At 67.5% G+C, this 25,225-nt stretch carries 25 protein-coding genes; 12 read left to right on the plus strand and 13 right to left on the minus strand.

What is annotated here, in order from left to right; genetic code table 11:
* Window positions 1-56 precede the first annotated feature (56 nt).
* The gene (locus H0X91_RS21910) at window positions 57-947 is read left to right on the plus strand and encodes a class I SAM-dependent methyltransferase (protein ID WP_034201872.1); all 891 of its coding nucleotides are present in this window, start codon (window positions 57-59) and stop codon (window positions 945-947) included.
* 60 nt (window positions 948-1,007) lie between these two features.
* On the opposite strand, the gene H0X91_RS21915 is transcribed toward H0X91_RS21910, so the two are convergent.
* Complete coding sequence (locus tag H0X91_RS21915) at window positions 1,008-1,580, minus strand: DUF1415 domain-containing protein (protein WP_048991979.1); 573 nt, start codon at window positions 1,578-1,580, stop codon at window positions 1,008-1,010.
* Window positions 1,581-1,656: 76 nt separating this feature from the next.
* A complete protein-coding gene (locus H0X91_RS21920; protein WP_006481919.1) occupies window positions 1,657-2,277 on the minus strand; it encodes a TetR/AcrR family transcriptional regulator in 621 nt (206 codons plus the stop codon).
* 219 nt (window positions 2,278-2,496) lie between these two features.
* Between H0X91_RS21920 and H0X91_RS21925 the strand changes: the two genes are divergently transcribed.
* The 3 genes from H0X91_RS21925 to H0X91_RS21935 all read left to right on the plus strand — a co-directional run bounded on the left by H0X91_RS21925 (window position 2,497) and on the right by H0X91_RS21935 (window position 5,981).
* Window positions 2,497-3,780: an MFS transporter gene (locus H0X91_RS21925; protein WP_012492315.1), complete on the plus strand. Its 1,284-nt coding sequence runs from the start codon at window positions 2,497-2,499 to the stop codon at window positions 3,778-3,780.
* A 155-nt stretch (window positions 3,781-3,935) separates the two neighbouring features.
* A complete protein-coding gene (locus tag H0X91_RS21930; protein WP_006482064.1) occupies window positions 3,936-4,541 on the plus strand; it encodes a nitroreductase family protein in 606 nt (201 codons plus the stop codon).
* 189 nt (window positions 4,542-4,730) lie between these two features.
* Window positions 4,731-5,981 (plus strand): Hsp70 family protein, encoded by a 1,251-nt coding sequence (locus H0X91_RS21935; RefSeq protein WP_006494125.1) that lies wholly within the window; start codon window positions 4,731-4,733, stop codon window positions 5,979-5,981.
* Between the two features lie 101 nt (window positions 5,982-6,082).
* Here the strand turns inward: H0X91_RS21935 and H0X91_RS21940 are convergent, their stop codons facing one another.
* The gene (locus tag H0X91_RS21940) at window positions 6,083-6,286 is read right to left on the minus strand and encodes a cold-shock protein (RefSeq protein WP_006477070.1); all 204 of its coding nucleotides are present in this window, start codon (window positions 6,284-6,286) and stop codon (window positions 6,083-6,085) included.
* Window positions 6,287-6,706: 420 nt separating this feature from the next.
* Between H0X91_RS21940 and H0X91_RS21945 the strand changes: the two genes are divergently transcribed.
* Window positions 6,707-8,305 (plus strand): APC family permease, encoded by a 1,599-nt coding sequence (locus tag H0X91_RS21945; RefSeq protein WP_006482046.1) that lies wholly within the window; start codon window positions 6,707-6,709, stop codon window positions 8,303-8,305.
* Between the two features lie 111 nt (window positions 8,306-8,416).
* Here H0X91_RS21945 and H0X91_RS21950 read toward each other — a convergent pair whose 3' ends face one another.
* The 7 genes from H0X91_RS21950 to H0X91_RS21980 form a co-directional block, all read right to left on the minus strand.
* The gene (locus H0X91_RS21950) at window positions 8,417-9,208 is read right to left on the minus strand and encodes a DODA-type extradiol aromatic ring-opening family dioxygenase (RefSeq protein ID WP_062911035.1); all 792 of its coding nucleotides are present in this window, start codon (window positions 9,206-9,208) and stop codon (window positions 8,417-8,419) included.
* Between the two features lie 202 nt (window positions 9,209-9,410).
* Window positions 9,411-10,007, minus strand: a complete 597-nt coding sequence (locus H0X91_RS21955) for a UbiX family flavin prenyltransferase (protein ID WP_006482052.1) — start codon at window positions 10,005-10,007, stop codon at window positions 9,411-9,413.
* A gap of 24 nt (window positions 10,008-10,031) precedes the next feature.
* Entirely contained in the window at window positions 10,032-10,343 is a 312-nt protein-coding gene (grxD, locus tag H0X91_RS21960; RefSeq protein ID WP_196433343.1) for a Grx4 family monothiol glutaredoxin, read from the minus strand.
* A 67-nt stretch (window positions 10,344-10,410) separates the two neighbouring features.
* Window positions 10,411-11,253 carry a peptide chain release factor N(5)-glutamine methyltransferase gene (gene prmC, locus H0X91_RS21965; protein WP_006482071.1) on the minus strand — a complete coding sequence of 281 codons (843 nt, stop codon included), beginning with the start codon at window positions 11,251-11,253 and terminating at the stop codon, window positions 10,411-10,413.
* Window positions 11,254-11,260: 7 nt separating this feature from the next.
* Window positions 11,261-12,343: a peptide chain release factor 1 gene (prfA, locus tag H0X91_RS21970; RefSeq protein WP_006494405.1), complete on the minus strand. Its 1,083-nt coding sequence runs from the start codon at window positions 12,341-12,343 to the stop codon at window positions 11,261-11,263.
* Window positions 12,344-12,435: 92 nt separating this feature from the next.
* Window positions 12,436-13,734, minus strand: a complete 1,299-nt coding sequence (gene hemA, locus H0X91_RS21975) for a glutamyl-tRNA reductase (RefSeq protein ID WP_006482047.1) — start codon at window positions 13,732-13,734, stop codon at window positions 12,436-12,438.
* Window positions 13,735-13,760: 26 nt separating this feature from the next.
* Window positions 13,761-14,525 (minus strand): response regulator transcription factor, encoded by a 765-nt coding sequence (locus tag H0X91_RS21980; RefSeq protein WP_006494404.1) that lies wholly within the window; start codon window positions 14,523-14,525, stop codon window positions 13,761-13,763.
* 171 nt (window positions 14,526-14,696) lie between these two features.
* Here H0X91_RS21980 and H0X91_RS21985 point away from each other — a divergent pair, with 171 nt between their 5' ends.
* From H0X91_RS21985 to H0X91_RS22000, 4 genes are all read left to right on the plus strand, one after another.
* Window positions 14,697-14,951: a hypothetical protein gene (locus tag H0X91_RS21985; RefSeq protein WP_006477062.1), complete on the plus strand. Its 255-nt coding sequence runs from the start codon at window positions 14,697-14,699 to the stop codon at window positions 14,949-14,951.
* An 18-nt stretch (window positions 14,952-14,969) separates the two neighbouring features.
* Window positions 14,970-16,784: an aminopeptidase P family protein gene (locus H0X91_RS21990; protein WP_196433344.1), complete on the plus strand. Its 1,815-nt coding sequence runs from the start codon at window positions 14,970-14,972 to the stop codon at window positions 16,782-16,784.
* A gap of 97 nt (window positions 16,785-16,881) precedes the next feature.
* Window positions 16,882-17,433 (plus strand): cysteine hydrolase family protein, encoded by a 552-nt coding sequence (locus H0X91_RS21995; RefSeq protein ID WP_006482082.1) that lies wholly within the window; start codon window positions 16,882-16,884, stop codon window positions 17,431-17,433.
* The gene (locus H0X91_RS22000; RefSeq protein WP_006482054.1) at window positions 17,430-18,053 is read left to right on the plus strand and encodes an HAD family hydrolase; all 624 of its coding nucleotides are present in this window, start codon (window positions 17,430-17,432) and stop codon (window positions 18,051-18,053) included. Before H0X91_RS21995 ends, H0X91_RS22000 begins: the two co-directional genes overlap by 4 nt.
* A gap of 141 nt (window positions 18,054-18,194) precedes the next feature.
* Here the strand turns inward: H0X91_RS22000 and ettA are convergent, their stop codons facing one another.
* The 3 genes from ettA to gcvA form a co-directional block, all read right to left on the minus strand.
* Complete coding sequence (ettA, locus tag H0X91_RS22005; protein WP_006494122.1) at window positions 18,195-19,862, minus strand: energy-dependent translational throttle protein EttA; 1,668 nt, start codon at window positions 19,860-19,862, stop codon at window positions 18,195-18,197.
* 167 nt (window positions 19,863-20,029) lie between these two features.
* On the minus strand, window positions 20,030-20,338 hold the full coding sequence (locus H0X91_RS22010) for a DUF3761 domain-containing protein (RefSeq protein WP_006494399.1): 309 nt from the start codon (window positions 20,336-20,338) through the stop codon (window positions 20,030-20,032).
* Between the two features lie 89 nt (window positions 20,339-20,427).
* Window positions 20,428-21,345: a transcriptional regulator GcvA gene (gene gcvA, locus H0X91_RS22015; protein WP_196433345.1), complete on the minus strand. Its 918-nt coding sequence runs from the start codon at window positions 21,343-21,345 to the stop codon at window positions 20,428-20,430.
* A 193-nt stretch (window positions 21,346-21,538) separates the two neighbouring features.
* Here gcvA and H0X91_RS22020 point away from each other — a divergent pair, with 193 nt between their 5' ends.
* The 3 genes from H0X91_RS22020 (at window position 21,539) to gabP (ending at window position 25,004) form a co-directional block, all read left to right on the plus strand.
* Window positions 21,539-22,807 (plus strand): MFS transporter, encoded by a 1,269-nt coding sequence (locus H0X91_RS22020; protein ID WP_006494397.1) that lies wholly within the window; start codon window positions 21,539-21,541, stop codon window positions 22,805-22,807.
* Window positions 22,808-22,888: 81 nt separating this feature from the next.
* Window positions 22,889-23,236, plus strand: a complete 348-nt coding sequence (locus H0X91_RS22025) for an MmcQ/YjbR family DNA-binding protein (RefSeq protein WP_006482050.1) — start codon at window positions 22,889-22,891, stop codon at window positions 23,234-23,236.
* A gap of 376 nt (window positions 23,237-23,612) precedes the next feature.
* Entirely contained in the window at window positions 23,613-25,004 is a 1,392-nt protein-coding gene (gene gabP / locus H0X91_RS22030; protein ID WP_006482059.1) for a GABA permease, read from the plus strand.
* The last annotated feature ends 221 nt before the right edge of the window (window positions 25,005-25,225 follow it).

The following is a 25,225-nucleotide window of genomic DNA, read 5'->3' on the forward strand; positions in this document are numbered from 1 at the left end:
ACGAATTTCCGCCGCCGGGCCGTGGTCGACCGACCGTGGCCCGGCGGCGCTTCACGATGTCGAACAAGACCCACGAAATCCGCCCGGAGCAGTCCGTCGAGCTGCTGAAGGAACTGCACATCCTCACCCGCGACGGGAAGCTGAACCAGGACAGCCGCCGCAAGCTGAAGCAGGTCTATCACCTGTTCCAGTTCATCGAGCCGTTGCTCGCCGGCGTGCAGGCCGACAAAGGCCATGTGACGCTCGTCGATCACGGCGCCGGCAAGTCGTATCTCGGCTTCATCCTGTACGACCTGTTCTTCAAGCAGCAGCCGGGGCACGGCACGCCGGCGTTCGCGTCACACGTGTACGGCATCGAGACGCGCGAGGAACTCGTCACGCGCTCGACCGAGCTCGCCGCCCGGCTCGGGTTCGGCGGCATGTCGTTCCTGAACCTGTCGGTCGCCGATTCGATCACGTCGCCGCAACTGCCCGACACGGTCGACGTCGTCACCGCGCTGCACGCGTGCGACACGGCGACCGACGACGCGATCCGCTTCGCGCTCGCGAAGCGCGCGCAGCACATCGTGCTGGTGCCGTGCTGCCAGGCGGAAGTCGCGGGCGTGCTGCGCAAGAACAAGGGCAAGTCGCTCGCGAATGCGCTGACCGAGGTGTGGCGCCATCCGCTGCATACGCGCGAATTCGGCAGCCAGATCACCAACGTGCTGCGCTGCCTGCAGCTCGAAGCGCACGGCTACCAGGTTAGCGTGACCGAACTGGTCGGCTGGGAGCATTCGATGAAGAACGAGCTGATCATCGCGCAGTACAAGAACCTGCCGCGCCGGCGCCCCGGCGAGCGGCTGAACGAGATCCTCGGGATGTTCGGGCTCGCCGAACTCAACGAGCGCTTCTTCGTCGCGCAAGCCGCGCCGGCGAGCGACGCCGCCGTCGAGCCGGCCGAAGGCTGACGCGGCCGCGCGGGCATGGCGCTCGCGCCGCACGTTGCACGCCGCACGTGACACGCCGCGTCACACGTCGTCGCCCGGCCGGCGCATCCATTCGCGCCAGCCTTCGTGGCCGAGGCGGCGCAGCGTTTCCTGATTCTTTTCGTAGATCGCGGACGCGTCCGGAAACGCGTCGACCGCGCGCGCGATGCTGTCCTCGCGCAGCAGGTGCAGGATCGGATACGGCGCGCGGTTCGTGTAGTTCTCGATGTCGTCGGGTTCGGTGCCGTCGAACCGGTATTGCGGATGGAAGCTCGCGATCTGCAGCACGCCGTCGAGCCGCAATTGCTGAACGAGCCGCTCGGCGAAGAACAGCGCATCGTTGTAGTCGACGAAATCGGCGAACGCATGCGGGTAGATCACGAGCGTCGTATCGATCTGCTGCGGGTCCGCCGCGTCGAGCAAGCGCAGCTCGGTTTCGAGTTCGGCGAGCGCGTCTTCGAGTGTCGTCGCTTCGCTGATCGCGTAGCGCACCTGTTCCTTCACATAGACGCTTTTCGCGAACGGGCACAGGTTGAGCCCGATCACCGCGCGCGCGAGCCAGTGCCGCGTGGCGGCGAGAATGTCGTCGTGTGAGTCGGGGCGGGTGTCGGTCATCGTGATACCAGTCGGGCGGAGGAGTGGCGAGGGCCGCATTGTAGCGGGCACGCCGGCGACGGGCGGGCGCGGCCCGTCACGCGCAGGCGGCTTCGATCAGCTGCGTGACGAGCGCGGGCGCGGTGCCGATCGGCGTTTCGCCGTGCCGATAGGTCTGGCTCGCCGCATAAATGCCTTCGACCACCAGCGCGAGCGCATCGGCGAGCGCCTTCGGCTGCCGCGCGCCGGCGCCTTCGCACAGCGCGACGAGCCGTTTCATCAGCTGTTCCTTGTTCTGCGCGACGCGTTCGCGCGCCGGATGCGACGCATCCGGGAATTCGGCGGCCACGTTGACGAACGGGCAGCCGCGATAGTCCTTTTGCGTCGCGCGTTCGGCGAGATCGACGAAGTACTGGATCAGCTGCGCCTTCGGCTGCCCCGGATGCTTCGCGGCGCTCGTGTCGAGCCGCTCGAAGAAGCACGCGTCCATCCGTTCCAGATACGCGAGGATCAGCTCGTCCTTCGACGAGAACTGGCGGTACAGGCTCATCTTGTTGACGCCCGCGCGCTCCACCACCGCCTCGACGCCGACCGTTCGCACGCCTTCCTTGTAAAACAGCTCCTCGGCGGCGCGCAGCAGGTGCTCCTGCGCGGTGGCGCCGTCGATCGGCCGGCGCGTGCGCCGTGCCGGCGGTTTGGCGACCTCGATGCCCGACATGATGACCCTCGACTTCGTGGTGAATTGCTTGACATGTTACCGACTGGTCACTACGATCGCAACACACTTGTGACCGGTCGGTAACAATCGCGGCCGGATCAACAGACGAATGCCAAGCGTCGGCCCGGGTCAGCCGATGTTGAAATGCGCGGCGGAGGTGGCCTGGTTGGGACGGAGCGGGTGCGACGACACCGGAACCGTCAACTGGAGAACATGAAGATGAACTGGGCAGTGACACGAATCGGCGGGCGCTTCCATTACGGATGGCTCGCGGCGGCGGTGGTATTCCTGATCCTGCTGGCGGCAGCCGGCACGCGCGCGACGCCGAGCGTGCTGATGGTGCCGCTCGAACGCGAGCTCGGCTGGAGCCGCGCGGCGATTTCGCTGGCGATTTCGGTGAACATCGCACTGTACGGCCTGACGGGCCCGTTCGCGGCCGCCGCGATGCAGCGCTTCGGGCTGCGCCCGACGATCCTCACCGCGCTCGTGACGATGAGCGCGGGCGTCGCGCTGTCGTCGATGATGACGCAGAGCTGGCAGATGGTCGTGATCTGGGGGCTGATGGTCGGTTGTTCGACGGGCGTCGTCGCGCTGACGCTGTCCGCAACCTTCGTCACGCGCTGGTTCCACGCGCGGCGCGGCCTCGTGATGGGGATCCTGACCGCGAGCACGGCCACCGGCCAGCTCGTGTTCCTGCCGATGCTCGCGGCGATCGCGCAGCGCCACGGCTGGCGGCCGGTCGTGCTGGTCGTCGCGGTGGCGGCCGCGATCGTGATTCCGCTCGTCGCGTTCCTGCTGCCCGAGCGGCCGGCCGACGTGCGGCTGCGCCCGTACGGCGAGCCGGCCGATGCGCCGCCCGCGCCGGACGCGACGAAGGAGAATCCGCTCGCGGTCGCGTTCCGCACGCTGCTGATGGCGAGCCGCTCGCGCGATTTCTGGCTGCTGTTCTTCAGCTTCTTCATCTGCGGTGCGAGCACCAACGGCTATGTCGGCACGCACCTGATCGCGATGTGCAGCGACTACGGGATGACCGAGGTGCAGGGCGCGTCGCTGCTCGCGGCGATGGGCGTGTTCGACCTGTTCGGCACGACGTTGTCGGGATGGTTGTCGGACCGTTACGACAATCGCGTGCTGCTGTTCTGGTACTACGGACTGCGCGGGCTGTCGCTGATCTACCTGCCGCATGCGTTCGGGATCGATTTCTTCGGGCTGCCGTTGTTCGCGATGTTCTACGGGCTCGACTGGATCGCGACCGTGCCGCCCACCGTGCGGCTCGCGACCGACGTGTTCGGCAAGGCCGCGGCGCCGGTCGTGTTCGGCTGGATCGTCGCCGGCCACCAGCTCGGCGCGGCATTCGCGGCGCTCGGCGCCGGGCTGCTGCGCGCGAGCCTCGGCACCTACACGATCGCGTCGATGATCTCGGGCGGGTTGTGCATCGTCGGCGCGCTGATCGTGCTGCGGATCAACCGCGGCCCGTCGCGCGCGGCCGCGCAGGCGGCCTGATCGCGGCGGACCGGCCGGCCGCACCGCCGCGGCCGGCCATTGCACGCACGCAGATTTGCATAGCGCGGCGGGATCGGGCGCGCTGTCGCTCAAGCGGGTATGCTTGCGGTTCGCCGGGCGTTCGCGCCCCTTCATCGATGTCAGCGAGGAACCGCATGTCCGTCAAACCTGCTCCCACCACTGTTTCGATTCACGATCTGATCGCGGGCCGCTGGAGCCCGCGCGCGTATTCGGATGAGCCAGTCAGCGCCGGCGATCTCCACGCGGTGCTCGAAGCGGCACGCTGGGCCCCGTCCGCGTACAACGCGCAACCGTGGCGTTTCATCGTATTCGATCGCACCCAGGACGAAGACGCGTTCAAGCGCGCATTCGCGACGCTGGTGCCGTTCAACCAGGGCTGGAATGCACCGGCGCCGGTGCTGATCGCGGTCACCGCGCACACGCTCACGCCGAAGGGCGAGCCGGCGCCGACCGCGCTGTACGACGCCGGCGCCGCCGCGATGTCGCTGGTGCTGCAGGCGCACGCGCTGGGCCTCGCCGCGCACCAGATGAGCGGTTTCGACCCGAAGGCATTCCGCGACGCGTTCGCGATTCCGGCGGACGTCGCGATCGTGTCGATCATCTCGCTCGGCCACTACGGCAACGTCGACAAGCTCGATCCCGTGCTGCGCGATCGCGAGAAGGCGCCGCGTACGCGCCATGCGATCGGCGAAGTCGTCTACGCGGGTGCGTGGAAGAAGAGCTTCGACGCGGCAGCCTGATCCCGCGGGCGGGCAGGCTGCGTCGCGCATCCTGTCCGCGCATGTTCGCGGCGCGCCACGGCGCGCGCCGTCGCCACCGGGCGCCCGTTGCGCGGCGCCGCTGGCCGGCCCCGGTTGTGATCCCGCGGGCTTCATGTTAAAAAGCCCGTCCTTTCCGTTTTCGCGCCGGCCCTGCTGCGGCAATTTCCCATGACTTACTGCGCGATCGATTTCGGCACGTCCAATTCCGCCGTGGCGCTGCCCGACGGCGATGGCATGCGCCTCGCGCCCGTCGAGGGCGACCACCTGACGCTGCCCACCGCGATCTTCTTCAACAACGACGAAGAGACGGTCGAATATGGCCGGGCGGCGCTGGCCTCCTATATCGACGGTTTTGACGGCCGGCTGATGCGCTCGATGAAGAGCATCCTCGGCTCGCCGCTCGCGGAAACGACGACCGATCTCGGTGACGGCAGCGCGATCGCCTACACCGACATCATCGCGCGCTTCCTGACGCACCTGAAGCGCAAGGCCGAAGCGCGCGCGGGCGCGCCGATCGGCCGCGCGGTGCTCGGCCGGCCGGTGTTCTTCGTCGACGACGATCCGCGCGCCGACCGGCTCGCGCAGGATCAGCTCGAGGCGGCCGCGCGCTCGGTCGGCTTCGCGGACGTTCACTTCCAGTACGAACCGATCGCCGCCGCGTTCGACTACGAGTCGCGCCAGCAGGCCGAGCGTCTCGTGCTCGTCGCCGACATCGGCGGCGGCACGTCCGACTTCTCGCTGGTGCGCGTCGGCCCGCAGCGGATGGCGCGGCTCGAACGCAAGGACGACGTGCTGGCGCACCACGGCGTGCACGTCGCGGGCACCGACTACGACCGGCGGGTCGAGCTGGCGGCGATCCTGCCCGCGTTCGGCTACCGTTCGCTCGACCCGGAAGGGCGCGAGCTGCCGAACAAGATCTACTTCGATCTCGCGACCTGGCACCTGATCAATACCGTCTACACGCCCAAGCGCGTCGGCGAGCTGAAGCTGATGAAGCACCTGTACCAGGATGTGCGGCAGTACGACCGGCTCACGAGCGTGGTCGAGCAGCGGCTCGGGCATGCGCTGATGGCGCGCGCGGAAGAGGCGAAGATCGGTGTCGCGGCGGGCGGGGAGACGATGATCGACCTGAACGACGTGGAAGAGGATCTGCTGATCGCGTTCGACGCGGATCGCCTCGTCGACGCGAGCCAGGACGATACCGCGCGCATCGTCGATGCCGCACGCGAAACGGTGCGGCTCGCGGGCGTCGCACCGCGTGACGTCGGTGCGCTGTATTTCACCGGCGGTTCGACGGGGCTCGCGTTCCTGTCGGGTGCGCTCGCCGGCGCGTTTCCGGATGCGCAGCCGGTGTTCGGCGATCGCTTGGCGAGTGTCGCGACGGGGCTCGGCATTCACGCGCAGCGCCTGTTCGGCTGAGCGGCGCGGGCGGCTATAAGCCGCCATGCCGGACGACCGGCGCACAAAAACAAAAAGCCCCGCCGAAGCGGGGCTTTTTTACACGAATTATCGCGCCAAGCTTAGACCGGACGGATGTTCGCAGCTTGCAGACCCTTCGGGCCCGTCTTCACTTCGAATTCAACCTTCTGGTTTTCTTGCAGCGTCTTGAAGCCTTCGACGCGGATTTCCGAGAAGTGCGCGAACAGATCGTCGCCGCCGCCTTCCGGGGTGATGAAGCCGAAGCCCTTTGCGTCATTGAACCACTTGACGGTACCGGTTGCCATGTTACTTGTTCCTAAAAAGATAAAACGGGGCCGAAGCCCATGGGGTGCGGAAAATCAAGGAAGGGGTAATAGGACCAACCGGAGTACCGTTGATGGGCGAACTACGAAAGAACCAATTCACTCGCCACTTGAAATCCTGCGAAGTCCTTTATACGGCTAATCGGTCTGATGGTCAACCGTATTCCCATGCTCTCAGGGTTATTGCGGAGATCGGGTTTACAAAGCTTGCAAGCGATGCGAATTTTTTGTAGGGGCCGATCGATTTTGGCGCCACGTTCGAGGTGCAACCGTTAAACTACGCGCCGCGTGGACGGGTTGCCCCGATCGGGTTGACCGTCCCCCCAAGAATGCGTGCGCGGTGCTGTCCGAGCCGATCCCGGACCGCAGGCCGACCATGCTTTTTGAGACACAGGAGAGGATGTGAAGAGTTCTATTCAACGGAACATCGGCCCGTTTGCATTGATGCTGACGGGGCTGGGTTCGATTATCGGCTCGGGCTGGCTGTTCGGTGCCTGGAAAGCCGCGAAGATCGCCGGTCCGGCGGCGATCTGCGCATGGATCATCGGCGCGGTCGTGATTCTGGCGATTGCGCTGACGTATGCGGAACTGGGCGCGATGTTCCCCGAGTCGGGCGGCATGGTGCGTTACGCGCGGTACTCGCACGGTTCGCTGGTGGGTTTCATCAGCGCGTGGGCCAACTGGATCGCGATCGTATCCGTGATCCCGATCGAGGCGGAAGCGTCGATCCAGTACATGAGCACGTGGCCGTATCCGTGGGCGCATGCGTTGTTCGTGAACGGCGAATTGCAGACTCTCGGTCTGCTGCTGTCGGCCGTGCTGGTCGTCGTCTACTTCCTGCTGAACTACTGGGGCGTGAAGGCTTTCGCGCGGGCGAACACCGCGATCACGATCTTCAAGTTCCTGATTCCGGGCCTCACGATCCTCGGCCTGATGCTGACGAGCTTCCACGCGGAGAACCTCGGCACCGCGTCGAATACGAGCTTCGCGCCGTATGGCTGGTCGGCCGTGCTGACCGCGGTCGCGACGAGCGGCATCGTGTTCGCGTTCAACGGCTTCCAGAGCCCGGTGAACCTGGCCGGTGAAGCGCGCAATCCGGCGCGCAGCGTGCCGTTCGCGGTGATCACGTCGATCCTGCTCGCACTCGTGATCTACGTGCTGCTGCAAATGGCCTATATCGGCTCGGTGAACCCGGCCGACGTCGCGAAGGGTTGGGCGCACTTCAACTTCTCGTCGCCGTTCGCGGAACTCGCGATCGCGCTGAACCTGAACTGGCTCGCGATCCTGCTGTACGTCGACGCGTTCATCAGCCCGAGCGGCACCGGTACGACCTACATGGCGACGACCACCCGCATGATCTACGCGATGGAGCGCAACAACACGATGCCGAAGATGTTCGGCAACGTGCACCCGATCTACGGCGTGCCGCGCCAGGCGATGTGGTTCAACCTGCTCGTGTCGTTCATCTTCCTGTTCTTCTTCCGCGGCTGGAGCTCGCTCGCGGCAGTGATCTCGGTGGCGACGGTGATCTCGTACCTGACCGGCCCGATCAGCCTGATGGCGCTGCGCCGCTCGGCGACCGACATCGAGCGCCCGCTGTCGATTCCGCTGATGAAGCTGATCGCCCCGTTCGCGTTCGTGTGCGCGTCGCTGATCCTGTACTGGGCGAAGTGGCCGCTGACGGGTGAAATCATCCTGCTGATGATCGTTGCGCTGCCGGTGTACTTCTTCTTCCAGGCGAAGTCGGGCTGGACCGGCTGGGGCGCCGACCTGAAGGCCGCATGGTGGCTGGTCGCGTACCTGCCGACGATGGCCGTGCTGTCGCTGATCGGCAGCAAGGAATTCGGCGGTTATGGCTTGCTGCCGTACGGCTGGGACATGCTGGTCGTCGCGGCGATCTCGCTGGTGTTTTACTTCTGGGGCGTGAATACCGGTTACCGGACCCAGTATCTCGACGAGCGCGAGTCGCACGACGAGATCCTCGAAGGGGTCGGTGCCTGACGCCCGACCTGCCGCCGGATTCGGCGGCGGCAGGATGCAGCGAAAAAAGCCCGCCCGAGCGATGCTCGGGCGGGCTTTTTACTGGCCCGGCGGTGGCGCCCCCGTTCAGGTTCAGGCGCCGGCGCTCGCGAACACGTAGTTCGTCATCGCGAGCACGCGCTGGTAAGTGCCGAGCGACTGGATGCCGAGCCGGTAGTCGTCGTCCGCCGCGCCGAGCGCCGTGAAGACCGGCAGCAGATGTTCGTCGGTCGGATGCATCAGCGCCGCGTGCGGCGCCTGCCGGCGGTAGTCGAGCAGCGCGTCGACGTCGCGTGCGGCCAGTTTCGCCTCGAACCAGTCGGTGAATTCCGCGACGCGCGGGTCCGCATCCTCGGGCGCGGCGCCGAAATCGGCGGCGCGCAGGTTGTGCGTGATCTGCCCCGAACCGATCACCATCACGCCTTCGTCGCGCAGCGGCTGCAGCGCGCGGCCGAGCGCGAAGTGATGCGCGGCGTCCGCGCGCGGCTGGATCGACAGTTGCGCGACCGGCACGTCGGCTTCCGGAAACATCAGCAGCATCGGCACCCACGCGCCGTGATCGAGGCCGTGTTCGGTCGTCGCGGTCGCGATGCCGGCTGCGTTGAGCAGCGCGGCCGCGCGTTCGGCCACGTCGGGCGCGCCCGGCGCTGGATAGCGGATGTCGTACAGCGCCTGCGGGAAACCGTAGAAGTCGTGAATCGTGTCCGGATGCGCGGCGACGCTCGCGACCGGCCGCTGCGTGCCCCAGTGCGCGGACAGCATCAGTACCGCGCGTGGGCGCGGCAATTCGGCACCGAGGTGCGTGAACGCGCCGGACGGCAGCGCCGGGTCGATCGGCAGCGTCGGCGCGCCGTGGGACAGGTACAGCGAAGGCAAGCGGTTCATGGTGGTGACCTGCGAAAGAGTTTGCCTGTGACTATAGGCGCGCACCGCGCATTGATAAATCGGCGCGCTGGAATTTGATTGGCGCCTGCTTGTTGATAATCGTGGCGATAGCGGGCTTCCGACTGCCGACTGGCATCGGAAGGCGTGGAATCGACGGAGTTGTGGTGAGGATCGGTGGAGATGCGCGCAGAAGAGGCGTGACTTACTGCGCGTGCCGGATGCCGGCCCACGGTGTCGTGAGCGGCGCGCTGAGCGCGAACAGGTCGAGCACGCGCGTGACGGTCTGATCGACGAGTTCCTCGATCGTCTTCGGCATCGCATAGAACGCCGGCAGCGGCGGAAAGACGATGCCGCCCATTTCGGTGACGGCGGTCATGTTGCGCAGATGCGCGAGGTTGAACGGCGTTTCGCGCACCATCAGCACGAGACGGCGGCGCTCCTTCAGCGTGACGTCGGCCGCGCGCGTGATCAGGTTGTCGGACAGCCCGTGCGCGACGCTCGCGAGCGTCTTCATCGAGCAGGGTGCGATCACCATGCCATCGGTCGCGAACGAGCCCGACGCAATCGTCGCGCCGACGTCGCGCACCGAATGCACGACGTCCGCACGGCTTTCGACGTCGGCCTTCGGCAGCTTCAGTTCATGCTGGATGTTGAGCCAGCCGGCGTTCGAAATCAGCAGGTGTGTTTCGACGCCGCCGGCGGCGCGCAGCAGGTCGAGCAGCCGCACACCGTAGATCGCGCCGGTGGCACCGGTGATCGCGACGATCAGCCGGCGTGGCGGCGCGCTGGAAGATGCCATCGAAAGGGGGACGGGTGCCGCGTGTTACGCGGCGGAGAACAGTTGCTGCAGTTCGCCCGACTGGTACATCTCCATCATGATGTCCGAGCCGCCGATGAATTCGCCCTTCACGTAGAGCTGCGGGATGGTCGGCCAGTTCGAGAAGGCCTTGATGCCCTGGCGGATTTCGTCGTCCTCGAGCACGTTGACGGTCTTGAACTGGTCGACGCCGCAGGCCTTCAGCACCTGCACGGCGCGGCCCGAGAAGCCGCACATCGGGAATTGCGCGTTGCCCTTCATGAAGAGCACGACCTGGTTTTCGTCGACGATTTGCTTGATACGTTGTTGGGTGTCCATGACTGACCTTGCGTTTGCGGGGCGTTAGATCGAAATGATAGCGGATTTCAACCGGGCGGGCCGGGCATCAGCCCGGCAGGCGGCCGCCGGTCGTGCGTTCGATGGCGGCGAGATCGGTCAGCGATTCGACCGCGACGAAGCCGTGCGACACCAGGATCGCGCGCACGGCTTCGGCCTGGTCGTAGCCGTGCTCGATCCAGAGCGTGCCGCCCGGCTTCAGATGGGCGCCGGCGCCCGCGACGATCGTGCGGATCGCGCTGAGGCCGTCGGCGTCGTCGGTGAGCGCGCCGCGCGGCTCGAAACGCAGGTCGCCTTGGGCGAGATGCGGATCGTGCTGCGCGATGTACGGCGGGTTGCTGACGATCGCATCGAACGCGAGCGCGGGATCGAGCGCCGCGTACCAGTCGCTCTGCAGCCAGTGCAGCGGGCCGCCGGGGCGCTGCGCGTCGAGCAGCTTGTCGGCGTTGCGTTGCGCGACCGCGAGCGCGGCCGGCGAACGGTCGAGCGCCCACACGCGCGCATCGGGGCGCTCGGCCGCGATCGACACGGCGATCGCGCCGCTGCCGGTGCCGAGGTCGAGCACGGCCGCGTGCGGCAGCCCGTCGATCGCATCGAGCGCGGCTTCCACGAGCAGCTCGGTTTCGGGGCGCGGGATCAGCACGTCGGGCGTCACGTCGAACGGGCGGCCGAAGAACTCGCGCATCCCGACCAGTTGCGCGACGGGTTCGCCGGCGACGCGGCGCGCTTCGAGCGCGCGGTAGCGTTCGACCGCGGCCGCGTCGAGCGGCGCGTCGCCGCGCGTGATCAGTTGCGTGCGGGTCCAGCCGAGCGCGTGCGCGAGCAGCACGCGTGCATCGACCGCGTCGAGCGGCGAGGTGCGCAGCAGGGCGTCGGCGGTGGTGTCGGGCATCGTGGCCTCAGTCGGCTTCGCCGAGCGACGCGAGCAGCTCGGCCTGGTGCTCGGTGACGAGCGCGCCGATCAGTTCGTCGAGATCGCCGTCCATGATCGCCTCGAGCCGGTACAGCGTCAGGTTGATCCGGTGGTCGGTCATCCGGCCCTGCGGGAAGTTGTACGTGCGGATGCGTTCCGAACGGTCGCCGGAGCCGATCAGGCTCTTGCGCGTCGCGGCTTCCTTCGCATGCTGCTCGTGATACTGCTTGTCCTTGATGCGCGCGGCGAGCACCTTCAGCGCGCGATCCTTGTTCTTGTGCTGCGAGCGATCGTCCTGGCATTCGACGACGATCCCGGTCGGGATGTGCGTGACGCGCACCGCCGAATCGGTCTTGTTGATGTGCTGGCCGCCCGCGCCGGACGCGCGGAACGTGTCGATGCGCAGGTCGGCCGGATTGATCTCGACCTCGCCGATCTCGTCGGCTTCCGGCATCACCGCGACCGTGCACGCGGACGTATGGATGCGCCCCTGCGTCTCGGTGGCCGGCACGCGCTGCACGCGATGGCCGCCCGATTCGAACTTCAGCCGCGAATACGCACCCTGGCCCGCGATCCGCACGATCACTTCCTTGTAGCCGCCGAGATCCGACGCGCTCTCCGACATCATTTCGACCTGCCAGCGCTGGCGTTCCGCGAAGCGCAGGTACATGCGCAGCAGGTCGCCCGCGAACAGCGCCGATTCGTCGCCGCCCGTGCCCGCGCGGATTTCGAGGAAGATGTTGCGGTCGTCGTTCGGATCCTTCGGCAGCAGCATCTTCTGCAGCTCGGTCTCGAGGCGCGCCATGCCCTCGCGTGCGCTGCGGATTTCGTCTTCCGCGAAATCGCGCATCGACGGATCGGCGAGCAGTTCCTGCGCGGCCGCCTCGTCGCTGCGCGATTGGCGCCATAACGCGTATTGCTCGACGACCGGGCCGAGTTCCGCATGTTCGCGCGTCAGCTTGCGGTACTGGTCGAGGTCGGCCGTGACGTTTTCGCGGCTCAGCAGGTCGTTCAGTTCGGCCAGCCGTGTGGACAGCTGGTCGAGCTTGCGTTGCATGCTCGTCTTCATGGTGTGGAGCGGCGCTCCCGGGCAAGGGTATTCGGAAAGGATAGGCCGGCGGCAGGGCAATGCGCGGCCGGCGGCAGGGCGACCGGCCGGCGCTAGTGGCCGGACTGGTCGTTCGAGCGCGGCGCGTGCTGGTAGAAGCCGCGCATCAGGTCGATCAGCGAATCGCGATCGGCACCGTTGACGCGGTTGAGCGCGCTCGTCGGGCCGTGGATCAGCTTGTTGGTCAGCGCCTGCGACAGGGCTTCGAGCACGGCGGCCGGATCGTCACCGCGTGCGAGCAGCTTCTGTGCCTTCTCGACTTCGGCGCGGCGCAGCGCGTCGGCCTGCGTATGCATGTGACGGATCACCGGCACGACGCTGCGCGTGTCGAGCCATTGCATGAAATTCTGCACGCGGGTTTCGATGATCGCTTCGGCCTGCGCGACCGCGGCCTGACGCGACGCGTTGCCTTCGCGCACGATCGCGCCGAGATCGTCGACGGTGTACAGGAACACGTCCTTCAGCTTGCCGACTTCGGGCTCGATGTCGCGCGGCACCGCGAGGTCGACCATGAAGATCGGCCGGTGACGACGCGCCTTCACCGCACGCTCGACCGCGCCGAGGCCGATGATCGGCAGCGTCGACGCGGTGCACGACACGATGATGTCGAATTCGTGCATGCGGGTGGGCAGGTCGGCCAGCGGCATCGCGCGGCCGTTGAAGCGTTCGGCGAGCCGCTGGCCGCGTTCGGCCGTGCGGTTCGCGACGACGAGTTCGCGCGGGCCTTGCGCGGCGAAGTGCGTCGCGCACAGCTCGATCATTTCGCCCGCGCCGATGAACAGCACGCGCTGATCCGACACCTTTTCGAAGATACGCTGCGCGAGGCGCACCGCGGCCGCGGCCATCGACACCGACTGCGTGCCGATTTCGGTCGTGCCGCGCACTTCCTTCGCCACCGCGAACGTGCGCTGGAACAGCTGGTTCAGATAGGTGCCGAGCGCGCCGGCTTCCGTCGCGGTGCGAACGGCATCCTTCATCTGGCCCAGGATCTGGGTTTCGCCGAGCACCATCGAATCGAGGCCGGAGGCGACGCGGAACGCGTGCCGGACCGCTTCCGACTGCGGCAGCGCGTAGACGTGCGGCGCGAGTTCGTCGACCGGAATCCGGTGATACTCCGACAGCCAGCGGAGCGCGCCTTCGCGGGCCGCGCGATCGTCGGTCGCGCAATACAGTTCAGTGCGGTTGCAGGTCGAGAGGATCGCCGCTTCGGGCGTATTGGGCGCCTGCGGGCCGAGAAACACGTTCTTGAACGTGACGAGAGCCGGTTTGATTTGCTCGAGCGGAAACGCCACGCGTTCGCGCAGGGCGACAGGCGCAGTGTGGTGGTTGATTCCGATCGTGAGGAGTTGCATATCGAGGGCTATCGTTTAGCCCCATATTATAGCGTTTCAGCGATTTCCTCACTCGCCGCATACCGGGCATCAGCGTGGCGGGGGCGCGAATTTGGGGGCTCGATCGGTACGCGGTCAAGCTGGTAGCCGAAGCCGTAGAGCGGCAGCAGCCGGTAGCCGCGCTCCGGAAGCAACTGCAATTTGCTGCGCAGCCGCGACGCGTGGGTATCGAGCGTGCGCGACTTCATGTCGCGGCGGCGCGCCCATACCGTTTCGAGGATATGGGCGCGCGACACGGGCCGCGACAGGTTCGTGAACAGCAACTGCGCGAAACGGAACTCCTTCGGCGTGAGTGAAACGATTGCGTCGCCGAAACGCACGAGGCAGTGCGTGGCGTCGAACGCGTATTCGCCGTACATTTCGCGCGAGCGGGTGGGCGGCCGGCGAACGCCGGCGCGCCGGCTCAGCGCGTTGACGCGCGCGAGCAGCTCGGGCCCGCTCACGGGGCGCACGAGGCAATCGTCGGCGCCCGCGTGCAGGCACGAGACGATTTCGCTTTCGCGTGCCGACTGCATCACGGCGATGGCCGGCAATCCCGGCAGGACCGCCTGCGCGCGCGGAATGACTTCCTGCGCCGGCTGATCGCCGGCCCAGTGGCCGGTGACCAGCATGTCGCAGGTGTTGTCGGCGGCGAGCCACTCGAAGAAAGCGGCGCTGGATGGAAAAGCATGGCACACGTGACCGCCGGCAAAGAGCAGGCGGTTCAGGAGTGCGGTGTGACGCGACTCCGGATCGATCAGCGCGATTCGCATGAGAATTTCTTCAATACGGCAGCCGGTGTGCGCTTGCCATAACGTCGAGTCGGCCCCTACACTCGAATGTTCGCGGCGCCCGGCTGGTCTCGGGTTCGATGGATGAATCGATGCTAGCCGCTGGCAACGTTCACGCCTATGGGACGAATCTGAATTTATAGAAGGCGTCGAATGAACTGGTTTGGAATCCTTGTCCTGGGAGCGGCCGTCGGGTTGTTCGGCCGCTGGCTGCATCCGATGCGGCGCACGGGCCGGCCGGCGTGGTGGATCGCGGTGCTCGTCGGCATCGTGGGCGCGGCCGCCGCCCGCATGGTCGGCAATCTCTCGGGACTGTTTTACGATGGCGAGACGCTCGAATGGCCGGTCTGCACCGGCGTCGCGTTCCTCGCCGTAGCCGTGACGGTCGCGCTGTCGGCCCGTCGCTGAATGCTCTCAGGTGAAATCATGAATGCCCGTCTCCCCGAAGTCTCGCCGGTGCCGGCCCGTCTCGCGCTATTGCGCGACGCCATGGTCCGCGAGAACCTGGCCGCCTATCTCGTGCCGTCCGCCGATCCCCACCTGTCCGAATACCTGCCCGAACGCTGGCAGGCGCGCCGCTGGCTGTCCGGCTTCACGGGTTCGGTCGGCACGCTGGTCGTCACCGCGGACTTCGCGGGGTTGTGGGTCGACAGCCGCTACTGGGTGCAGGCCGACGCCGAACTGGCGGGCACGGGCGTGCAACTGATGAAGATGACGGGCGGGCAGCAGAGCGCGCCGCACGTCGACTGGCTCGCGCAGAACGTGGCGGCGGGCGCGACGGTCGGGGTCGACGGCGCCGTGCTCGGCGTCGCGGCCGCGCGCGGGCTGACGGCCGCGTTGAGTGCGCGCGGCATCGCGCTGCGTACCGACGTCGACCTGCTCGATGCGATCTGGCCCGAGCGGCCGGGGCTGCCCGGCGATGCGGTGTTCGAGCACGTGGCGCCGCAGGCCGACACGACGCGCGCGAGCAAGCTGGCCGACGTCCGCCGCGCGATGCACGCGCAAGGCGCGCAGTGGCATTTCGTGTCGACGCTCGACGATCTCGCGTGGCTGTTCAACCTGCGCGGCGCCGACGTCAACTTCAATCCGGTATTCGTTGCGCACGCAATGATCGGCACCGATCGCGCGACGCTGTTCGTCGCCGACGGCAAGGTACCGCCGGCGCTGGCCGCGTCGCTCGCGCAGGATGGCGTCGACGTCCGCGCCTACGACGCCGCGCGTGCGTCGCTCGCGGCGCTGCCGGACGGCGCGACGCTGCTGATCGACCCGCGCCGCGTGACGTTCGGCACGCTCGAGGCCGTGGCGGCCGGCGTGAAGCTCGTCGAGGCCGTGAATCCGTCGACGTTCGCGAAGTCGCGCAAGACGACCGCCGAGATCGAGCACGTGCGCGTGACGATGGAGCATGACGGCGCCGCGCTCGCCGAATTCTTCGCGTGGTTCGAACAGGCCGTCAATCGCGAAACGATCACCGAGCTGACGATCGAGGAGAAGCTCACGGCCGCGCGCGCGCGGCGCCCCGGCTATGTGTCGGCGAGCTTCGCGACGATCGCCGGCTTCAACGCGAACGGCGCGATGCCGCACTACCACGCGACGCGCGAGTCGCACGCGACGATCGCCGGCGACGGCCTGCTGCTGATCGATTCGGGCGGCCAGTACGTGACGGGCACGACCGACATCACGCGCGTCGTGCCGGTCGGCACCGTCAGCGACCTGCAGCGGCGCGATTTCACGATCGTGCTGAAGTCGATGATGGCGTTGTCGCGCGCCCGCTTCCCGCGCGGCATCCGCTCGCCGATGCTCGACGCGATCGCGCGTGCGCCGATGTGGGCGGCCGGGCTCGACTACGGCCACGGCACCGGGCATGGCGTCGGTTACTTCCTGAACGTGCACGAAGGCCCGCAGGTGATCTCGCACTACGCGCCGGCCGAGCCGTACACGGCGATGGAAGAGGGGATGATCACGTCGATCGAGCCGGGTGTGTACCGTCCGGGCCAGTGGGGCATCCGGATCGAGAACCTGGTCGTGAACCGCGCGGCCGGTCAGACGGAATTCGGCGATTTCCTCGCGTTCGAGACACTGACGCTGTGCCCGATCGACACGCGCTGCGTGCTGATCGAGATGCTGCACGACGAAGAGCGCGCGTGGCTGAACACGTATCACGCGACGGTGCGCGAGCGCGTCGGCCGGCATGTGAGCGGCGACGCGAAGGCGTGGCTCGACGCGCGCACGCAGCCGATCTGACACAACGCGCGGCAGGGCCGGATAGCGGCTGATCGCGATCGGACAGCGATCGGATAGCGATCGAACGACGGCCGGACAATAACAGCGAGGGCAGGCAATGGCGGACACTGCAGTGATCGTGGTCGACATGCAGCGCGGGCTGGTGGAGCGGGCGCGGCCCGCGTACCGGCTCGACGACGTGGTGTCGGGCATCAACCGGTTGACGGCGGCGGCGCGCGCGGCGAACGCGCCGGTGTGCTTCGTGCAGCACGACGGCGACGCGGACGACGACGTCGTGCCCGGCACGCCGGGCTGGGAACTGCATGCGGGGCTGGTCGTCGGTCGCGACGACTGGCGCGTGCGCAAGCAGGCGAGCGACGCGTTTCACGACACGCCGCTCGCGGCGCAGCTCGATCGCCACGGCATCCGCTCGGTGCTGATCTGCGGCTATGCGACCGAGTTCTGCGTCGATTCGGCCGCACGCCGCGCCGCGTTGCTCGGCTACCGGACGACCGTCGTGTCCGACCTGCACACGACGAACGAGCGCGTCCACCTGTCGGCGGCGCAGATCGTCGCGCACCATCACTTCATCTGGAACAACAATTCGCTGTCGGGCAACGCGGTGACGCCGCGTCCGCTCGCGGACGTGCTTGCTACGGAGTTCGCATGACGATCAAGGCAGTGGTGTTCGATTTCGGCGGCGTGCTGATCGACTGGAGCCCCGAGTACCTTTACCGTGAACTGATTCCCGACGACGCCGAGCGCCGCTGGTTCCTCACGCACGTGTGCGCGATGGACTGGGTGGTCCGTCAGGACGGCGGGCAGACGATCGAGGAAGGCACGGCCGAACTCGTCGCGAAGTTTCCCGAGCACGAAGCGCTGATCCGCGTGTTCTATGCGCGCTGGCACGAGATGATCGGCGGCGTGCTCGAAGAAGGCGCGGACCTCGTCGACCGGCTGGACGCGCAGGGAATGCCGCTGTTCGGGCTGACGAACTGGTCCGCGCAGACGTTTCCGTATGCATGGGACAACTTCCCGGTGCTGCGCCGGTTCAAGGACATCGTCGTATCGGGCCGCGTGAAGCTCGTGAAACCCGATCCGGCGATCTACCGCGAGATGCATGCGCGGATCGAGCCGCACCTGCCCGGCATCGCGTCGCACGAACTCGTGTTCATCGATGACAACGCGAAGAACGCGGCGGCCGCCACGGCGCTCGGCTGGCACGGCATTCATCACACGAGCGCGGCGGCGACCGAGGCGCGGCTGCGCGAGCTGGGCGCGCTGGTGTAAGCGGCGGGACGAGCGCCAGGCGAAAAAAAGCGGGCCATGGGCCCGCTTTTTTCGTTGTGCCGTTCCGGATGCGGCCTCCTTCGATCACCTTCGGCGTCCAGCCCCGCGTGAGCGCGAGGCCGGATGCCCGGGCCGCACCGGTCAGCGGCTGATCGGCTTGTAGCGCAGACGCTTCGGCTTCGCGGCTTCCTCGCCGAGGCGCGCGCGCTTGTCGGCTTCGTACTCCTGGTAGTTGCCGTCGAAGAACGTGACCTGCGAATCGCCTTCGAACGCGAGGATGTGCGTCGCGATCCGGTCGAGGAACCAGCGATCGTGCGAGATCACCATCACCGAGCCCGCGAATTCGAGCAGCGCGTCTTCCAGCGCGCGCAGCGTTTCGACGTCGAGGTCGTTCGACGGTTCGTCGAGCAGCAGCACGTTGCCGCCCGAGATCAGCGTCTTCGCGAGGTGCAGGCGGCCGCGTTCGCCGCCGGACAGGTTGCCGACGATCTTCTGCTGGTCGCCGCCCTTGAAGTTGAAGCGGCCGATGTATGCACGCGACGGCGTTTCGTACTTGCCGACCGTCAGCACGTCGGCGCCGCCCGAGATTTCCTCGAACACCGTCTTCGAACCGTCGAGCGCGTCGCGGCTCTGGTCGACGTACGCGAGCTTCACCGTCGGGCCCATTACGACTTCGCCCGAATCCGGCTGTTCCTTGCCGGTCAGCATCTTGAACAGCGTCGACTTGCCGGCGCCGTTCGGGCCGATGATGCCGACGATCGCGCCGGCCGGGATCTTGAAGCTCAGGTTGTCGATCAGCAGGCGATCGCCGAACGACTTGCTGACGTTCTTGAACTCGATCACTTCGTTACCGAGGCGTTCGCCGGCCGGAATGAAGATTTCCTGCGTTTCGTTGCGCTTCTGGTATTCCTGGCTGCTCAGCTCCTCGAAGCGCGCGATACGCGCCTTCGACTTCGCCTGGCGCCCCTTCGGGTTCTGGCGCACCCACTCCAGTTCCTTCTTGATCGCCTTCTGGCGTGCCGATTCCGACGCTTCTTCCTGCTTCAGGCGCTCTTCCTTCTGGTCGAGCCAGCTGCTGTAGTTGCCCTTCCACGGAATGCCGTGGCCGCGGTCGAGTTCGAGAATCCACTCGGCCGCGTTGTCGAGGAAGTAGCGATCGTGCGTGACGGCGACCACGGTGCCCGGGAACCGCACCAGGAACTGCTCGAGCCAGTCGACCGATTCGGCGTCGAGGTGGTTGGTCGGTTCGTCGAGCAGCAGCATGTCGGGCTTCTCGAGCAGCAGCTTGCACAGCGCGACGCGGCGCTTCTCACCGCCCGACAGGTGCTCGATCTTTGCGTCCCACGGCGGCAGGCGCAGCGCGTCGGCGGCCACTTCGAGCTGCTGCTCGGGGCTGCCGCCGTCGCTCGACGCGAGGATCGCTTCGTATTTCGCCTGTTCGGCCGCGAGCGCGTCGAAGTCGGCGTCCGGTTCGGCGTAGGCCGCGTAGATTTCTTCCAGCTTCTTGTTCGCCTGGAACAGGTCGCCGAGGCCTTCCTCGACGGCTTCGCGCACGGTCTTCGTCGGGTCGAGCTGCGGCTCCTGCGGCAGGTAGCCGATGTTCAGGTTCGGCATCGGCGTGGCTTCGCCCTCGATGTCCTTGTCGACGCCCGCCATGATGCGGATCAGCGTCGACTTGCCCGAGCCGTTCAGGCCGAGCACGCCGATCTTCGCGCCGGGAAAGAACGACAGCGAGATGTCCTTCAGGATCTGGCGCTTGGGCGGCACGATCTTGCCGACCCGGTTCATCGTGAAAACGTATTGGGCCATTTCGGTGTGAAAGTCAGAAGTGGTTGAGACGGCCGCGCAGCGCGCGGGCTGGCGGCGTCGGGTGATTCGGTACGGAGCGTGCCGCGCGGGGCGCGGCGGTGCGAGCGCGTATTGTACTTCGCCGCCGGCTGCCGCTGGCACCGCGCAGCCATTCGGCCGACCCGCGCTCACAGCCACGCGGCGACGCCGCCATGCCCGGAGCAGGTGCCGCGCCGGTGGCGGCTGAAGCTGTACGTGCCGTCTCGGCAGCGCGCGCTCGCGCCGTCCGGCACGCGGCCCGATTTCGAATGCGCGGGCGCATGCACGGTTTCGCCGTCGCGGTTGCGATAGGTGTCGTGACGGTCGAGATCGGCTTCGTTGCCGTAGCCGGGCGACGCGCGATAGGCGTGCGCGGCAGGCGGCAACGCGGTGCACGCGACGAAAAGCGCGGCGGACAGGGTCGCGACGTGGGTCGCGCGGCGAAGCAGGGCACGCATGGTCTCTCTCGTTCTGTTCGTTGTTATCGATGTCGGGCCGACGGCCCGCGCCGCATGTTAGCGGATCGGCGCCGGGGCGCCGCGCGACGCTACGCCGCGCCGGCCATCGACGCCGCGCCGTCGGCCTGCGCGGCGTCGAGGATCCAGCGGCTGAACGCGGCAACCTTCGGCCGTTCCGCGTGATGCGGCGGATAGACGAGGTAGTACGCGAAATCGTCGAGCCATGCGACGTCGGCAAGCTGCACGAGCCGGCCGCTCGCCAGTTCGCCGCGCACCATCGCCGCCGGCAGCAGCCCGGCGCCCTGGCCGGCGACGATCGCCTGCAGCAGCAGGCCCGAGTCGTCGAACGCGGGGCCGCGCGGCGGGCCGAAATCGTCGATTCGCTGCGCGCCGAACCAGATGTGCCAGCCCTTGCGTTCGGCGTCGTGCAGTTGCGGCCAGCCGACGAACTCGGCCGGCGTCGCCGGCATGCCGAGCCGCGCGACGAGGTCGGGCGACGCGAGCGCGACGATTTCCACCGTCAGCAGCCGTTCGCTGCAGAGCCCGATGTAGCGCCCGAGGCCGTGACGGATCGCGACGTCGACGCCGTCGCGCGCGAAATCCGCGAGCGCGTGGCTCGTGACGACCTGCAGGTCGACGTCCGGGCAGGCCTGCCGGAACTGCGCGAGGTGCGGGACGAGCCACGCGGATGCGAAGAACGGCGTCACGCTCACGGTCAGCACGCCGCTGTCGGCGGCGCCCGACACGCGCTGCGACGCGTCGGCGATCTGCCGGAACGCGTTGCGCACGGGCGGCAGGTAGTCGCGGCCGGCGGCCGTCAGCAGGATGCCGCGGTTCACGCGCTCGAACAGCTGCACGCCGAGATGCGTCTCGAGCGTGCGGATCATCTGGCTCACCGCACCGGGCGTGACCGACAGCTCCTCGGCCGCCGACTTCACCGACAGGTGGCGGGCGGCGGCTTCGAAGGCGCGCAACGCATTGAGCGGCGGCAGGCGCGAACGGTTCATTCAGTTTTTCTAAAGCGAAAGGTCGACGAAATATCGTTTGAGACGACGCGTACGCGCGAGTACCGTTGACGCATCGGATCGCCCGTTTCACGGCTGCCCGCCGGCGGCCGATGCGATCAACATAGTTCAACTATATCCACGAGGCAATCCGGACGCCGCCCGGCAGCCGGTGGAACCCGAAAGGAGCATCGTCATGAACCGCCCGGGCGCATCGCGCCTTTTCTACGGCTGGTACGTGGTGGCGGCTGCGTTCGCCGTCACGTTCGTCGGATTCGGCAGCGCGTACACGTTCAGCGCGTTCGTCGAGTCGCTGCAGCGGGATTTCGCCGCGTCGCGTGGCCAGATCTCGCTCGTGTTCTCGCTCGCCGGCTTCCTCTACTTCGGCTTCGGCATCGTCAGCGGGCCGCTGGCCGATCGTTTCGGCTCGCGGCGGCTCGCCGTGGTCGGGATGTTGCTGACCGGCGCGGGGCTCGCGGCCGCCGGCGCGGCGCGCACGCTGCTGCAGGTCTACGTCGCGTACGGGCTCGGGGTCGGGTTCGGCGTCGGCTGCGCGTACGTGCCGGCCGTCGGCGCGGTGCAGCGCTGGTTCGTGCGTCGGCGCGGGTTCGCGTCGGGGCTCGCGGTCGCGGGGATCGGCGTCGGCACGCTGGTGATGCCGCCGCTCGCTTCCGCGCTGATCGCGCAGGTTGGCTGGCGCGGCGCGTATTTCACGCTGGCCGCGATCGCGCTCGTGCTGGGGGCCGGCATGTCGCTGCTGATCGAGAACGACCCGCGCGGGCGCGGATTGCTGCCGGACGGCGAGGTCGCCCGTGACGGCGGCGGCCGGCATGCCGGTGCTTCCCCGGCCGCCGCGAACGCGCCAGCCGGCGCGACGGTGCGCGAAGCCGTCACGTCGCGGCCGTTCGCGAGCCTCTACGCGGCCTGCCTCGTCTGCTCGTTCGGCGTGTTCGTCCCGTTCGTTCACCTCGTGCCGTACGCGCTCGATCATGGCGTCGCGCCATCGACGGCCGTGCTGCTGCTCGGCGCGATCGGCGTCGGCAGCACGGCCGGCCGCTTCTTCCTCGGCGGCCTCGCCGACCGCTTCGGCCGCCGCGCGTCGCTGCTCGCGATGTTCGCGGGCATGGCCGTCGCGCTGGTCGCGTGGGCGGGCGCCGGCACCGTCGCGACGCTCGCTGCGTTCGCGCTCGTGTTCGGCGTGTTCTACGGCGGCTGGGTCGCCGTGCTGCCGGCGGTCGTGATGGACTATTTCGGCGGGCGCAACGTGAGCGCGATCATCGGCATCCTGTACACGAGCGTCGCGTTCGGCACGCTGGTCGGGCCGGCCGCCGCCGGCTTCGTCTACGATGCGGGCGGCGGCTATCTCGTGCCGATCCTCGCGAGCGCCGCCGCGAATGCGATCGCGTTCGCGATCGTCGCGACCACCGGGCGTGCGCCGGCCGCCGCCCGCGCGGCCGGCGGATAGCGCCGCGAGGCTGGGTGCGTCGCGCGATTTCCGGTAGGGTGGCCGGATCGTCAACCTTCGACGCATGGTCGGGGAGGCATCGTGACATTCGACGAAGTCCGGCAGATCGCACTGGCGTGGCGCGGCGTCGAGGAAGGTACGTCGTACGGCACGCCCGCTCTCAAGGTGAAGGGCAAGCTGCTCGCGCGGCTGCGCGAGGACGGCGACACGCTCGTCGTGAAGGGCGTCGGCCCCGACGAGCGCGCGTGGCTGATCGAATCGGCGCCCGACGTGTATTACGTGACCGATCACTATGTCGGCTGGCCGATCGTGCTGGTGCGCCTGTCGGCTGCGCATCCGGACGCCGTGAAAAACCTGCTTCTGCGAGAATGGCACGCAATCGTGCCGGCGCAGTGGCGGAACGAAGCCGCCGCCCGCGACGCGAACTGAACGGCGCGCCCGGCGCGCGAGGCGCGGCCGAACCGGAGCAAGCGTTGCATCGGTTCGCATCGATGCAACGAGTGGTTCCATCGAAATGCTTCAATTGGTTCTTAGTGAAGAACCGTTTGATGCTTACACTCCTTCGCTTCGAAGGCGGCTGACGACAGCCGACGGAACGGGCGTACGCGATGCGCCGGCGCCCGGTGCGCCGCATCGCACCCGCAGCTTCGCAGACTGCGCGGACGACCCGGCCGGAACGGCCCCATCCGGCCCATGCCCGCGTGCGACGCACGCGCGGTCGCAGCCGGATTCAAGAACGACAACTCCCCGCGCCGCCTTCACGCGACACCCGGTCGTATCGGAACCGTTTTTTGGAGAGAGACAGATGAGTGGAAGCAACACAGGCCTCGGCACCGGCCTGAAGCAGCGTCACGTGACGATGATGTCGATTGCCGGCGTCATCGGCGCGGGCTTGTTCGTCGGCTCCGGCCACGCGATCGCGGAAGCCGGGCCGGCATCGATACTCGCGTATGCGATCGCGGGCGTGCTGGTCGTGCTGGTGATGCGCATGCTCGGCGAAATGGCCGTCGCGCATCCGGACAGCGGGTCGTTCTCGACCTATGCCGATCGCGCGATCGGCCACTGGGCCGGCTTCACGATCGGCTGGCTGTACTGGTGGTTCTGGGTGCTGGTGATCCCGATCGAGGCGACCGCCGCCGCGACCATTCTCAATGCGTGGTTCCCGGGCATCGCGACGTGGATCTTCGCGCTCGGCATCACGCTGCTGCTCACCATCACCAACCTCTTTTCCGTCAAGAACTACGGCGAATTCGAATTCTGGTTCGCGCTGATCAAGGTCGTCGCGATCGTCGTGTTCCTCTGCATCGGCGGCGCGGCGATCGTCGGCATCATTCCTGCGCCGTCCGTGTCGGGCGTGTCGAACCTGTTCGTGCACGACGGCTTCATGCCGCACGGCGCGAGCGCGGTGCTCGCGGCGATGCTCACGACGATGTTCTCGTTCCTCGGCACCGAGATCGTGACGATCGCGGCCGCCGAATCGGACAACCCGCAACGCCAGATCGTGCGCGCGACGAACTCGGTCATCTGGCGTATCACGCTGTTCTATCTCGGCTCGATCCTCGTCGTCGCGGCCATCGTGCCGTGGAACGACCCGCTGCTGCCGAAGCACGGCTCGTATCAGCGCGCGATGGAGCTGATCGGCATCCCGAACGCGAAGGCGATCATCGACGTGATCGTGCTCGTGTCGGTCGCGAGCTGCCTGAATTCGGCGCTGTACACCGCGTCGCGGATGCTGTTCTCGCTGTCCCGGCGCAAGGACGCGCCGGCCTTCCTGCATCGCACCGATTCGACCGGCACGCCGCGCGCGGCCGTGCTCGCGTCGACCGCGTTCGGTTTCCTGACCGTGATCGCGAACTACCTGATGCCGGAGCAGGTGTTCGGCTTCCTGCTCGCGACGTCGGGCGCGATCGCGTTGCTCGTGTATCTCGTGATCGCGATCTCGCAACTGCGGATGCGCAAGACGCTCGAAGCGGGCGGCGCCGACCTGACGCTGCGGATGTGGCTGTTCCCGTGGCTCACGTGGGCCGTGATCCTGTTCATCTGCGGCACGCTGACCGTGATGTTCGTCAGCGAGGAGCACCGGATGGAAGTCGGCGCGACGGCCGTGCTTGCCCTGATCGTGCTGTTCGCGTCGTGGCTGAACAAGCGTGGGCGCGATGCGCAGGCGAACGCCGGGCGGAGGGTGTCGGCGACGTGAGCGCGCGAGCGGCCGGATGCGATAGCACCTGAGTGATACGGCCCGGAAGTATCGTGGCCCGACCGGCGTGTGCCGGCCGGGCTTTTTTTGTTCATCAAGGATTACCGGGTAACGGCCCGGCCGGCGTCCGCTCAGACGGCCGCGTCGCGGTCGATTCATTCCTGTTGGGAGATAAATCATCGACAAGCGGGATATTTGTTACCGAGATAGTTTCACTTATT

This window comes from Burkholderia sp. 9777_1386, assembly GCF_015712265.1.
GTDB lineage: Bacteria > Pseudomonadota > Gammaproteobacteria > Burkholderiales > Burkholderiaceae > Burkholderia > Burkholderia cenocepacia.